The sequence below is a fragment of the Hydrogenobaculum acidophilum genome, assembly GCF_054656715.1.
In genome coordinates, this window is record NZ_BAAHXP010000001.1 from 160,652 (window position 1) to 172,785 (window position 12,134).

The following is a 12,134-nucleotide window of genomic DNA, read 5'->3' on the forward strand; positions in this document are numbered from 1 at the left end:
TTTATTATCGTCTATGGGACCATGTTTTCTAGTAACTCTGTGGTTATTTTTCCAAGAGAACTATTTATAAAACCAGTTTTAGCACCTGTGCTACTCCAAACTACCTTGTTATCTTTGTTAATCACCAAAAGGCTTATGCTCACAGCGGGCTGTCCATCTATCCCGGTTTTGTACCTATATTCATTGACAGTGCCAGTCACAACATAATTAGCACCATGCTTAAAAGCTTTTTTTTCCATACTTCGTAGGTTTTTAGATTTTAGGTACATAACATTGTCTTTGATTTTATAACCTTTACTAATCATAATAGCATAAAGTAAAGATGCCACTCTTTTCCCCGCTTGTGGTGTTTCTGTGTAATTTATGAAAGGCAGCACAGCATAAACATTATTCTTATTCCAAACACTAGTCGTATTTTTATCATATATTTTAATAGTCCCAGCACAGGAATAAAATAACAAACTTATGTCTATTAATACAAATAAAAAAAATTTTCTCATTTTCATGTCAATATTATAATAGGTTATAGAAGTATTTTTCTGTGATATTATTACAAAATAAGCTATAATAAAAATATTATGAAATCAAGATTATCAATACTTGTCTTAATAGGCTTCATATTTACAATATACTCTTGTGGAGCCTCTAGCGGAAACGGCAGCAATACCACAAGTTCTAACCCGTTGCCAACCAGCGTTGAAGATATTATAATACCTTTATACTCTTATCCTATAGGACAATATGCTAATGAGTGGCAGACGCTATATAATTTTAATACAAACAAGAAAGTTTATGTCATAGTAAATCCATCAAATGGTCCTGGTAGTTCGGTAGACCCTAACTTCACAAATGCTATAACCAATTTAAAGTCAAAAGGTTTTTATGTGCTTGGCTATGTTGATACAAACTATGCTAACAACAGCATATCAAATGTAGAAAGCGAAATAAGTAATTGGTTTTCATTCTATCCCAATATAGATGGTATATTCCTAGACAACGTAAGCACAAATAACTACAATTACTATTCAAGTTTGTATAGCTATATAAAATCGAAAAATTCAAACTATATTGTGGTGTTAAATCCAGGTACAAATATACCAAATTCATATTTTAATATATCAGACAAAATAATAGTCTACGAAGATACATTCCAAAACTTTTTAAACTACAACAGCTCTTACAGTCAAGAACCATCCTCTAACGTATGCATAATAGTTACCAACACTCCCACTCAAAACGATTTTTATACCGCTATGGACCATGGATTTTCTATAAACAGCTCTTGCCAATACATAACTAACTATTCTGGGACTAATACATACTATTATATTAGCAATTACTTACCTTCGTACTAGAGTTTTGTGTAATATATTTTGATATTATAAAAACACCATATATTCATGTTAAAATATTCTTATGTTAAAAAAAGAGGGGCTAGAGCGGTTCTATATAATCATTATAGCGTTAGCTATATTATTCACATCATACCAGCTTCACGAAATAGAGTTAAATATGTCGAGGTCTATAATAAACATAATTTACAATCAAACTGAATCAACTATTTCAAACATTGCCAATAAAACACAAAATAAACCATATCAAGAACTAGATAATTATCTGCCGCTTTTAATATCAAAAGATGTGCAAAGGATTTTTGTGCTCGTTTATAAAAACGGTGTATTGTATAGCGTAGAAGATTTGCCAAAACACGGCTACACTTATCCAAAAGTATTTATGCCAGCGGACAACGAGAGGGATATCATACTAAAAGCGATAAAGACAAAAACACCTTACACAAAATACCACGACACCATAGAAAACGTAGGATTTTCGTTATACTATCCTTTGGATGTTCTGATAAACAACAAACCTTATAGAGCATTGATAGTAGTAGACTATAAACTTACAACGCTAAAATCTTTAAAAAATACTTTAGAAAAAACAAAGCTGACAATATTGTTTATAAATATAATTTCTATAGTATTTTTAGCAATAATAGTATTTTTGCTTTTAAAAACAAGAGCTTACAAGAAAGAGTCTTATCTGGATGAACTTACTGGTTTGCCAAACAGAAAACTGCTTAAAGATATAAAAAACCGCCAGGAACAATATATAGTCGCTATGCTAGACATTGATTTTTTCAAAAAAATAAACGATACGTATAGTCATGATGCTGGAGATATTGTATTAATGGAGGTTTCCAAGACTATAAAAAGTTCAATAAGAGAGGAGGATTTTGTTTTAAGATGGGGCGGAGAAGAATTTTTGATACTTTTAAAATGTAAACAGGAAGAGCATTGTTTAAAAACACTGGAACGGATAAGAATAAAGATAAAATCTCTAGACTTAAGTATAGGCAATAACATCATCAAGCTAACTGTATCCATGGGCGTATGTCTAAAAGCTAAAAACTTAGAGGAAGCGGTTAAAAAAGCCGATGAAGCACTTTATAAGGCAAAAAGAAACGGTAGGGATAGAATAGAGGTTTATGACGATAAAAAAGCTATTTCTTTGTAGTTTATTTTGCGTTTGGTTTAGTGCATCGTTAGGCTTTAGCCAAAGTATAAACAAGCTTTTATCTATTTACAATCAAAAATCAGACTTATCTTACCAAACAAGAAAAGAAAGCTTAGGACATTGGATTATCATAACAAGATTTAAGACGAATGCAGGCTTACACCCTTGAGGATGTGTTAAAATCTATACCAATATTTAACTACGGCCCCAATGAAAGTGGAAACTATTCTCTAACTTTAGGCGGGTTTTCTTATGATTATCACAACCAATTTGCACTTTATATAAACGACCATCTTGTAAACTCTGGTTTTAATGGGGACTTTAGCCTTTATGCGGATTATCCTCTAAAAGACGTTGACCACATAGAAATATACTTTGGTCCAGCCTCTGTAATACTTGGCAATACGCCGAAACTTGTGATTATTAAGATATACACCAAAAAGCCATCAAGAGAAAACATATCATCTTTAAGAGTTACTTTTAACTCAAGAGGTGGCTACAATGTTGGGTTTTCTAGTGCGAACCCAATAAGCAAATCGTTTTCTTATTCTTTTATGTACGATCAAACCTATGAAAACTTACCAAAATTCAACATACAAAATCTACAATATTCAAGAAACGCCTTTAAACAATACGCTTTTTTAAACTTAAACCACAAAGGATACAAGCATTTTTCAAATTGGCATCTTGACATAAGCGCTGTTAGGTCAAAGCAAAATGTATTTGTAGGGGATGAGTTTTCAAATCCAGTGGGTGGTATAAACAAAGACCAGGATGCTTACATATCCTTTACAGATTATTTTGATAAAAGCCTAAAACTTCATTTTGGCATAGATTTAGAGCATAAAGATAATTTTAAAAACTCTTTTGGTTTTCCTCTTTACATACCATACGCCTTAAATCAAGGGGATATTCCTATCTTTTACAATTTAGATATGGATATATACAAATACTCTGGAAATATATTAAAAACTTTTACAACAGATAAAAACAAGCTTATAATAGGCTCTGGTTTTCAGCTTTTAAATTTTGATATAGACAACTTAAGCTACAACAATATACCTATAAACTCTTTAAACAAACCCACCCACAGAAACTACTACACTGTTTATATTGAAGACCAATTTAGCATAAACAAAAGAAATCTTTTGCTTGGGGATTTGAAGTTCGATAGATACTCTTACGACGGGCATTTTAGGAATTCTGATTATTCGGTACGGATAGGTTATATATCAAAACCAAAAAACAACATGACACTAAAAGGCTTTCTTTACAAAACCTACAGCCCACCTTCTTTTCAGAATATTTTATACAGTGGTCCTTATTATCTCAACAACATAAAATACAAAGGACTCAGCCTAGAAACAGATTATAATTTTTCAAAAGATAAGATTAGATTTTTATATGGTTATATAGATATGAAAAATACAATAGAACCAAGCTTTAACTACCCATATGGACATTACAATATGCAAACTCCTATATACATAAACACGTTTTGGCTTTCAAACACTTATTATATAAACGCTTTAAACAAGTTAGAGTTTGATTATTTTATAAACAAGATCAACAAGGCTTATCACTCGCCAAACGAAGGTTTTTCTGTAAAGCTCTTTGATAGATATAAAAACATCTACTTTTACAATGAGCTTGTATACAGAAGTCCTTTTGATGGATATTTTGGTGCAAACGAGAAAGCAACATACATGTGGGATAGTGCTATCACTTGCAATATAAACCCTTTCTATAGCATAACATTAAAAGCTCAAAACATATTAAACAGCTCCTACAAAGTACCTGTTATCACATACAATCAATATGGGAATCCAGCCAGTCTATACAACGTGAACGCTTATCCTACAACATTTTATATAAGTCTTGAGAGGCTTTTCTGATGAGGCTCGTATTAATAGTATTAATATTCTCTTATTTTAGCATAGCCTATCAAATTACAAAATATACCATAATCTCAAAGCTTATAGAGAAAATAGCAAAGATAGTTACAAAGAAAACTTATCCTATCGTATGTCAAGATGGTGTAAGCATGGCAGACATTTATCTCTACTTCAGATATGCAAGTTTTACACTAGATTGCAACAAGGCTGATATTGTGGTATCAAACTCTTCTATACCAGCTTTTCATAAACCTTTTTTGGCCATGAGCTACGAGGCTCTTATAAAAAATGACGATGCGGTAGCTGGTCTTTATTGGCTTGATGGAAGATATCAACTTGTATTTGTAAAAGAGAGGCTTAAAAAGTTTGGTATAGTATTACCAAAAGAGTACAAGCAGTTTGAAGTATCTATTAAAGATTTAAGTTTCTAAATTAAACAAACCCATAAATGCTAAAATATTTTGTATGATAGAAAGATATACAAGAAAAGAAATGGCGGATATCTTTTCAAATTTAAACAAGTACAAGAAGTGGTTAGAAGTGGAGTTGGCGGTTTTATACGCTATGGCAGAACTTGGTGTCATACCAAAAGAAGCTTACGATACCATACAAAGAAAAGCTTACGTAGATGAAGGTGTAGAAAAGAAAATAGATGAATACGAAAAGATATATAAGCACGACATACTTGCTTTTGTAAGCGCTATAGGAGATCAGCTTGGAGAATACTCAAAATATTTTCATATGGGGCTTACCTCTTCTGATATTTTAGATACTGCCCTTAGCTTGGTGCTAAGAGATGCCATAAATAGCATCATAATAGACATCGATATAGTTTTGGAGCTTTTAAAAGAAAAAGCCTTCAAATACAAAGACAACATCATGATGGGAAGGACCCACGGCGTGCATGCGGAACCCATAAGTGTAGGGCTTAAATTTGCCTCTTGGTACGACGAGTTAAAAAGACAAAGAGAGCGTCTTGTAATAGCAAAAAAAGACGTTTTAAAAGGAAAGATATCTGGAGCTGTTGGTACATTTTCAAATGTAGACCCTGAAGTAGAAAAGATAGCTCTACAAAAGCTTGGTTTAGAACCAGAACCAGCACCTACTCAAATTGTGCATAGGGATAGACACGCTTACCTTATGAGTGTGCTTTCTTTGATAGCTTCTTCTTTGGAAAAGTTTGCCACAGAGATAAGGCATTATCAAAAAACGGAAGTCCTTGAAATGGAAGAGCCGTTTTCTGAATCTCAAAGAGGTTCCTCCGCGATGCCTCACAAGAAAAATCCTATACACGCTGAAAGGATATGTGGACTTGCTAGAGTCATAAGGTCAAATATGATAGCATCTTTTGAAAATATAGCCCTTTGGCACGAAAGAGACATATCTCACTCTTCCGCTGAGCGCATAATAATACCAGATGCTTTTATAGGTCTTGATTACATGCTTTGGCTTTTTGAATACATATTAAAAGGTCTCAAAGTAAATACAGAGAGAATGCTTAAAAATATGGATATTTCAAAAGGCCTTTACTTTTCTTCAAAAGTGCTTGTTTATCTTATGCAAAAAGGCGTAGATAGAGACAGCGCATACGATATAGTAAAAAAATGTGCCATGAGAAGCTGGGATGAAGGCATTATGTTTAAGGATGCTCTACTAGAAGATAAAGAAGCCTCAAAATACCTTACCAAAGAAGACCTTGACAAGATAATGGACCCATACGAGTTTATCAAACACAGGGATTATATATTCAAAAGAGTTTTTGAATGAGCTCTTTTGTTAAAAGCCTAAAACCAACGTTTGAAAAGGCTGTATATCCAATAGTTGTTTTTTTAAAGGACAACAACGTAAATCCAAACGCTGTATCTTTATCGGGAGTAATCGTAATATCAATAGGCTCTTTTTTAATCTACAAAGACTACAACCACATAGGGGCTATTGTGCTTCTACTAGGGGGGTTGTTTGATGCTTTGGATGGGGCCCTTGCTAGGTTTACAGGCAAAAGCTCTTCTTTTGGAGCTTTTTTAGATTCTACTGTTGATAGGATTTCCGATGCTTTGCCAATAGGCGCTATGATACTTTTCTTTTCAAAAGCCCAAGATATAGAAGGCGTATTCTTGGGGCTTTTGGCACTTATTTTTAGTTTTACAGTGAGTTATACAAAAGCTCGTTCTCACAGCCTGGGAGTAGATATACCAGTGGGAGTCTTTGAAAGGACAGAGCGCTTTGCGGTGATTGTTTTGTCCATATTTTTTGGATTTTACAAGCTTGGACTTTTAATAGTGGGTATAGGGGCTTTTTATACAACATTAGAAAGAGTATTTTATGCAAAAAAACATCTTTCTTAACCCATATAACCCATATACTTCACATACTCTGGTTTTGTTCGCCAATTTGTAGCCTCCACTGTAAGCTCTAAAAATACTCTTTTACCTAGTATAAACTCAAGCTCTTTTCGTGCTTCGGTACCTATTTTTTTGAGGTTTTGACCATTTTTTCCTATTATGATAGGTTTTAAGTTTTCCCTGTCCACTAAAATCCTAGCTTTTATCACTATCATGTCCTTGTTGTTTTTACTAGGTTCTATGGAATCTGTTATTACCATCACAGAGTGGGGCACTTCTTGATAAGTTCTTTGAAGCACCTTTTCTCTTATAATCTCTGATACATGAAGTCTCAAAGGCAAAGAAGCGTCCTCTTGTGATTCAAACATCTTAAACTCTTGCTCTGGCAAGTATTTTACTATTGTTTTCAAAAGCTCATCTATGTTTGTATTTTTGTAAGCGCTCACTGGGACTATTTCTTCTAAGCCAAAGGTTTTGGATATGTCTTCGATGAGTTCTAAAACCTCTTCTTTTGATATGGTATCTATTTTGTTTAAAACACCTATTATCTTTTTGTCTTTGTAATCTCGTTTTAGGATTTTAAAAAGGTTTAAATCTTCTTCGGTAATACCAGTTTTGGCATCAAACACAAACAAAAGCACGTCAACGTCTTCTAAAGACTCTTTGGCAGCTTTCACCATATACTCTTCCATAAGGTCTTTGGGCTTTTTCATGAATCCTGGTGTATCTACAAAGATAACTTGAGCATCTTCCAAATCTTTAACACCCATCACCCTTATACGGGTAGTCCCAGCTACATTTGATACTATAGACACTTTTTTGCCAAGAATAGCATTTAAGAGTGAAGACTTTCCAGCGTTTGGTTTTCCTATGATACTTACAAATCCTACTTTCATCTTTTTGATTATATCATGAGCCTTTGTTTAAATATCGGTATATCCTTGTAGGATAGTATATAACATTTTTTATAAATGTAAAAATATCTTTTACAGCTATAACGCGCCCTATATCGTATCTATCTTGATGTGGATAAACTGGTTTTTTCTTGGTGCTAAAAGCCATATAGAAAATCTTCGAAGCTTCTTCTTTTAAGATGTCTGACATATCTCCAAAAGGATAGGCAAAAGATATAACTCTCACACCAAGGGCTTTTTCTAAACCTTCCTTTGATGCTTTAAGCTCATAGCTCACCCTTTCTCTATATTGGTTTTCTGTTTCAAAATCAAGTTTTAGGCTTTTGTCATAAACCTCTATTAGATTTTTACATTTGTTTTTTTCTAAAAGCTCGTAAACTGATGTTGGTATCAAAGCTTTTGGATGTGATAAATCGCTTTTGGATGGGTATATGGGAAGCCCTTCTTTTAGAGGTTTATAGATAGAAGACAAAGAATAGTGATAGTTTTTGCCGTTGTAAATAGCTATTGGCTTTGAAGAGATGAAAGTTTTTGAATGAGTAAGTCCGTGGGAGCCTACATCAAACACATCAAGCATAGACCTTAACTCTTCAAAGCTAAGAAAATCATAGGATATACCTTTTTCAAAAAACTCTTTGTTAGCTTCTCCGGCACCAATAGGTTTATAAAGGTCTTTTAAAGAGACTTTACCTTCCCAGTAATCAAACAGCGTCGGTCTTTTTATGTCTTCTCTTAAAAGCCTAGAATATATAGGAAATATGATAGCTCTTTTTTTGTATTTTTTTAATATAGGGTAAGCGTATATAAAATTATCCACATAACCATCGTCAAAAGTAAGCACCACCGCTGGTTTTCTTGGGATATAAAGCCCGTCTATGTAGGCTTTTAACCGTTCTAAGCTAAGCACCTCATAAAAGCTATCCAAAATTTTTATATGCTTTTCAAACAAAGACAAGTCTACATCGTAAGACTTTTTAGGAAATATCTTATGATAGCAAAATACCATTACACCCATCTGTCAAAATACTCCTTTATATATTTAAACTCTAAATCTGTTTTAAAACCCTCCGGACTAAAATGAGTGGGTTTTGCATTTAAATCTTTTAATATATTTTTTAGCTTTGGCATAGTACCCTTTCCAAAGATATTTGCCTTGTAAAACCAAGGAGATTTTACGCTAGCTTCTTTTAAAATCGTTTTGAAAAGCCTAACAGTATCTTTGTGAAAGTATGTAAAATCTTCATTCTTTATGATGTTTAAAAACTCATCGCCATAAATGGGGCCTATGTACAAAGGTCCTCCGTAATCAAAAAAATCACCACACAACGGACAAAACTTAGGCAAATCAAGAATACAAGTATAGCTTTCTCTAAACTTACAACTATGACAATAACCTATATAACCTATGCTTGTAGATATATCTATGGCTTTTGATACGCCTTTTAATTTTATAAAAAATATCCTTAGGAAGTGTCTATAGCTAAAACCAAATATAGGTTTAAGCACCACATCAAGCCTAAAAGAAGCCTCTATTACAGATTTTATAAGTATCCTCAACGCACTCTCGTGGTAAAACTCGCTCTCAAGTGGTTTAGAGCCATACCTTCTAAAAGCTTTGAAAGGATAAGACCCAGACAAAGATGCTGTATCTGTAGCAGTGATACCTATAAGACCTCCTGTTTTTAAAGCGTTTATAGCGCTCTCTAAAAATGGTATAGGGCTTCCGTAAGGGTCTAAATCTATGTAATCAAAACCTTTGTTTTCAAGCAAAAATATCTTTGCGTCTTTGTTAAAATACTCTATATTTTGATATCCTTCAAGGTTTTTTTTAGATAGTTCTATAGCCTCTTTTTTTATATCGTTTAAAAATGCTTTTTCTATCACATCTGTTTCTTTTAAAAGCCTTAAAACCCTAATCCCAGAAGCACTCATTGGGTCTGCTACAAAAAGTTTTTTGGCTTTTAGCTTAGAGTAAGCTTTTAACATAAGCACTGTGAAATCTCTATTTATTGACATAAAAGGGTTATAAAAAACTGGCATCTCTTTTGATAGGACATCTGGCAAATCCGGTATAAAAAACTCCGCCAAACCTTCTTTTAGCATCATATTAAATCCACTGTATTTTTAATTGTAATAGGATTGTTGGTCTCTAGCTTTATTTTGTGATGTTCATTAGAATATTCATAGGTCATAAGATTGCTCTAAAAAGCCTCTAAAACGCTTCTTATCATATCTAATATTTTATCTCATTCATTGCATTTTCACAAAAAATTACTATATTTAGTATTATGGAAAGGTTTAATAGTGTAACGACAAGGGATTATGGGCTTCTTAGCAAAGTATATGGGTTGTTGGCTTTTTCTATAGCCTCAGCCGTAGTGGGAAGTGTGGTAGGGCTTTCTCATGTAGCGATGGTGGCAACTCACTTCTGGTTGTTTGCAATACTTGAGCTTGTGTTAGTATTTGCCACATCCATAGTAGGTCAAAACAAAGAAATGGCTTTACCGGGGTTTATTCTTCTAAACGTATTCACCTTCATAACAGGTTTCACATTGGCCCCCATACTTTCTTTTGCATTGGCTGTAAATCCTACTGCCATAGTTTATGCTCTTGTAACAACGGCTGCTACTTTTGTAGGTATGAGCTTGGTGCCAATAGTATTTAGGGTAAATGTCCTTGGAATGGGCGGGTTTTTGTTTGCTGGTCTTATAGCTATAGTGGTAGCAAGTTTGCTAAATTTATTTTTCCACTCTGGAGTGGCAGCTCTTGTAATATCCATAGTGGCGACAGTGCTTTTTAGCTTATATGTGAGCTACGATACAGCACGTATTTTAAGCATGGACCCGAATGCCCCAGCAATAGCTTTAGCTTTGGCACTATATCTTGATGTTCTAAACTTATTTGTAAATATCCTATTTTTGTTTTTAGAGTTTTCAGGCAACAGAAGGAACTAAAAACAAAGCCCCCAATAAGAGTGGGGGCTTTTATAAAAATAATGTAAAATTTAAGAACTTATTTCAACTTCATTAGGAGCTGAAAAGAAAGCCACAATCAAGAAAATATCGCTAATAAAAATCAAAATATAACCTATAAATACGAATGTAGTTATAGCCCCAATAAAAAACAGGGTACCAGCTGTTTTAAACATATTTTCTTTTGTAACATCTGCCAACATATCATAAGACTTTCTTATATAAACACTGGCAATAATCCAAAATACATAAGCGATTATAGCAGAGAATAAAATACCACCTAATCCAAAACCTGCACTATTATCATTAAATAAAGCTAGCAAACTAGGCACAAAAAAGAAGAAAGATATTATAAACCCTAAAATCGCAAATACAATACCCATTATGTAAGACTTTATTATTTTTGAATTCTTTACAGCACCGGATATTTGAGATATACTTATTAAAACTAATATCCAACCTATAAAAGGTAGAAAAAATTCAAGTATAGCACCTATCCCTCCTAAAGTCTTGGCGGAGGATATATTAACTTTTGATTTTTCGGTAGAAGCCGACAACTGTTCTCCACTCATATATTTACCCTCCCATATTTATACGAGACAATACTTTATGGCTATCTTATATTTATTTAAAATATCACAAAAATCACTTTTTCTTTGTTTTCTTAAATTCTCTAAATCTGGGTCATGAGCTAATTTGTTTGGATCGTTGAAACCATCTTTTAAAGCCTTTTTAAGGGCATCCTCCGCATAGTCTAATTTATTATCATCTGAGTAAGCTTCAGCTAACACATACTCTAAATCTTTATTCTCACCGGCGTTTTTTAAACCTTCTTTAGCAACATCTATAGCTTTATCATAATCTTTCCTTTCAAGATAAGCGGAAGCTAGATTAAGATAAGCCAAAGAACATTTAGAATCGTCTTTTACAGCTTGTTTGAATTGCTTGCTAGCTCCTTTGAAATCTCCTTGAGTCACAAGCTGTAAGCCAAGATTTATATCAGAACCTGCTTGATTGTTGCAAGCGCTGTTATTAGAACCGTTGTTAGCTGTAGTATTAGATGAGTTATTGTTAGAATTGCTGTTGACAGCGTTATTTATAGCGTTTTGAACCTTAGACAAAGTATTGTAAGCTGTATTCTCCAAAGAATATAACGGTGAGATATACACATCCCAATGGTTTGCTTTAGCCTCTTTGTCTAAGCCAGGTTTATAAAGAGCATTAACATGCTCTAATTTTTGTTTCCATAATGTCATATAATCAGCGCCAGTTAGGGTTTGTTGCCATGACAACGTATATGCTTTGATATTCTTACCATCCCAAACTTCTACTCTTAAATCCCCAGGTTTCGTATGGGTTTTACTTATGTATTGCTGAAGTAAATCGTAAGCATTGCCACCTTCAAGCAATACAGTCTTCTTAGGCCCTCCGCAAGATAACAAAGTCAAAGCCAAAAGACCTGTAAGCAAGAGTTTTTTCTTCATATCGCCTCCA

Annotated in this window: 14 protein-coding genes; 8 read left to right on the forward strand and 6 right to left on the reverse strand. The window is 33.5% G+C overall.

The genetic code is table 11. The features are described 5' to 3' along the window. Positions 1-11: 11 nt before the first annotated feature. Positions 12-506, reverse strand: a complete 495-nt coding sequence (locus ACYQZV_RS00875) for a hypothetical protein (RefSeq protein WP_459892228.1) — start codon at positions 504-506, stop codon at positions 12-14. A 72-nt stretch (positions 507-578) separates the two neighbouring features. Between ACYQZV_RS00875 and ACYQZV_RS00880 the strand changes: the two genes are divergently transcribed. The 7 genes from ACYQZV_RS00880 (at position 579) to ACYQZV_RS00910 (ending at position 6,757) form a co-directional block, all read left to right on the forward strand. Beyond that, a complete protein-coding gene (locus tag ACYQZV_RS00880) occupies positions 579-1,355 on the forward strand; it encodes a spherulation-specific family 4 protein (RefSeq protein ID WP_459892230.1) in 777 nt (258 codons plus the stop codon). A 61-nt stretch (positions 1,356-1,416) separates the two neighbouring features. After that, positions 1,417-2,517 (forward strand): GGDEF domain-containing protein, encoded by a 1,101-nt coding sequence (locus ACYQZV_RS00885; RefSeq protein ID WP_459892232.1) that lies wholly within the window; start codon positions 1,417-1,419, stop codon positions 2,515-2,517. Next, on the forward strand, positions 2,489-2,686 hold the full coding sequence (locus ACYQZV_RS00890) for a hypothetical protein (protein ID WP_459892234.1): 198 nt from the start codon (positions 2,489-2,491) through the stop codon (positions 2,684-2,686). The genes ACYQZV_RS00885 and ACYQZV_RS00890 overlap by 29 nt, the downstream gene beginning before the upstream one ends. Next, a complete protein-coding gene (locus ACYQZV_RS00895) occupies positions 2,667-4,412 on the forward strand; it encodes a TonB-dependent receptor plug domain-containing protein (RefSeq protein ID WP_459892236.1) in 1,746 nt (581 codons plus the stop codon). Before ACYQZV_RS00890 ends, ACYQZV_RS00895 begins: the two co-directional genes overlap by 20 nt. After that, the gene (locus ACYQZV_RS00900) at positions 4,412-4,843 is read left to right on the forward strand and encodes a hypothetical protein (RefSeq protein WP_459892238.1); all 432 of its coding nucleotides are present in this window, start codon (positions 4,412-4,414) and stop codon (positions 4,841-4,843) included. The genes ACYQZV_RS00895 and ACYQZV_RS00900 overlap by 1 nt, the downstream gene beginning before the upstream one ends. A gap of 34 nt (positions 4,844-4,877) precedes the next feature. Continuing rightward, a complete protein-coding gene (purB, locus tag ACYQZV_RS00905; protein WP_459892240.1) occupies positions 4,878-6,179 on the forward strand; it encodes an adenylosuccinate lyase in 1,302 nt (433 codons plus the stop codon). Beyond that, entirely contained in the window at positions 6,176-6,757 is a 582-nt protein-coding gene (locus ACYQZV_RS00910; protein WP_459892242.1) for a CDP-alcohol phosphatidyltransferase family protein, read from the forward strand. The genes purB and ACYQZV_RS00910 overlap by 4 nt, the downstream gene beginning before the upstream one ends. Here the strand turns inward: ACYQZV_RS00910 and era are convergent. From era to ACYQZV_RS00925, 3 genes are read right to left on the reverse strand one after another with little or no spacing between them, the layout of a single operon-like run. Beyond that, entirely contained in the window at positions 6,754-7,650 is an 897-nt protein-coding gene (era, locus tag ACYQZV_RS00915) for a GTPase Era (protein ID WP_459892244.1), read from the reverse strand. The two genes, ACYQZV_RS00910 and era, sit on opposite strands and share 4 nt — an antisense overlap. A gap of 13 nt (positions 7,651-7,663) precedes the next feature. Continuing rightward, entirely contained in the window at positions 7,664-8,683 is a 1,020-nt protein-coding gene (locus ACYQZV_RS00920) for a polysaccharide deacetylase family protein (RefSeq protein WP_459892246.1), read from the reverse strand. After that, positions 8,674-9,774: a tRNA (guanine(26)-N(2))-dimethyltransferase gene (locus ACYQZV_RS00925; RefSeq protein WP_459892248.1), complete on the reverse strand. Its 1,101-nt coding sequence runs from the start codon at positions 9,772-9,774 to the stop codon at positions 8,674-8,676. Before ACYQZV_RS00925 ends, ACYQZV_RS00920 begins: the two co-directional genes overlap by 10 nt. 182 nt (positions 9,775-9,956) lie before the next feature. Here ACYQZV_RS00925 and ACYQZV_RS00930 point away from each other — a divergent pair, with 182 nt between their 5' ends. Then, positions 9,957-10,622, forward strand: coding sequence for a Bax inhibitor-1/YccA family protein (locus ACYQZV_RS00930; protein WP_459892250.1), 666 nt, complete (start codon positions 9,957-9,959; stop codon positions 10,620-10,622). A gap of 50 nt (positions 10,623-10,672) precedes the next feature. On the opposite strand, the gene ACYQZV_RS00935 is transcribed toward ACYQZV_RS00930, so the two are convergent. After that, a complete protein-coding gene (locus tag ACYQZV_RS00935) occupies positions 10,673-11,212 on the reverse strand; it encodes a DUF996 domain-containing protein (protein ID WP_459892252.1) in 540 nt (179 codons plus the stop codon). A gap of 18 nt (positions 11,213-11,230) precedes the next feature. Beyond that, the gene (locus tag ACYQZV_RS00940; RefSeq protein WP_459892254.1) at positions 11,231-12,124 is read right to left on the reverse strand and encodes a tetratricopeptide repeat protein; all 894 of its coding nucleotides are present in this window, start codon (positions 12,122-12,124) and stop codon (positions 11,231-11,233) included. Positions 12,125-12,134: the final 10 nt, after the last annotated feature.

What these genes read in the sequence shown, in the direction of transcription:
- ACYQZV_RS00875 (WP_459892228.1), bottom strand. Translation starts at nt 506, where the DNA reads ATGAAAATGAGAAAATTTTTTTTATTTGTATTAATAGACATAAGTTTG.
- ACYQZV_RS00880 (WP_459892230.1), top strand. Translation starts at nt 579, where the DNA reads ATGAAATCAAGATTATCAATACTTGTCTTAATAGGCTTCATATTTACA.
- ACYQZV_RS00885 (WP_459892232.1), top strand. Translation starts at nt 1,417, where the DNA reads ATGTTAAAAAAAGAGGGGCTAGAGCGGTTCTATATAATCATTATAGCG.
- ACYQZV_RS00890 (WP_459892234.1), top strand. Translation starts at nt 2,489, where the DNA reads ATGACGATAAAAAAGCTATTTCTTTGTAGTTTATTTTGCGTTTGGTTT.
- ACYQZV_RS00895 (WP_459892236.1), top strand. Translation starts at nt 2,667, where the DNA reads ATGCAGGCTTACACCCTTGAGGATGTGTTAAAATCTATACCAATATTT.
- ACYQZV_RS00900 (WP_459892238.1), top strand. Translation starts at nt 4,412, where the DNA reads ATGAGGCTCGTATTAATAGTATTAATATTCTCTTATTTTAGCATAGCC.
- purB (WP_459892240.1), top strand. Translation starts at nt 4,878, where the DNA reads ATGATAGAAAGATATACAAGAAAAGAAATGGCGGATATCTTTTCAAAT.
- ACYQZV_RS00910 (WP_459892242.1), top strand. Translation starts at nt 6,176, where the DNA reads ATGAGCTCTTTTGTTAAAAGCCTAAAACCAACGTTTGAAAAGGCTGTA.
- era (WP_459892244.1), bottom strand. Translation starts at nt 7,650, where the DNA reads ATGAAAGTAGGATTTGTAAGTATCATAGGAAAACCAAACGCTGGAAAG.
- ACYQZV_RS00920 (WP_459892246.1), bottom strand. Translation starts at nt 8,683, where the DNA reads ATGGGTGTAATGGTATTTTGCTATCATAAGATATTTCCTAAAAAGTCT.
- ACYQZV_RS00925 (WP_459892248.1), bottom strand. Translation starts at nt 9,774, where the DNA reads ATGATGCTAAAAGAAGGTTTGGCGGAGTTTTTTATACCGGATTTGCCA.
- ACYQZV_RS00930 (WP_459892250.1), top strand. Translation starts at nt 9,957, where the DNA reads ATGGAAAGGTTTAATAGTGTAACGACAAGGGATTATGGGCTTCTTAGC.
- ACYQZV_RS00935 (WP_459892252.1), bottom strand. Translation starts at nt 11,212, where the DNA reads ATGAGTGGAGAACAGTTGTCGGCTTCTACCGAAAAATCAAAAGTTAAT.
- ACYQZV_RS00940 (WP_459892254.1), bottom strand. Translation starts at nt 12,124, where the DNA reads ATGAAGAAAAAACTCTTGCTTACAGGTCTTTTGGCTTTGACTTTGTTA.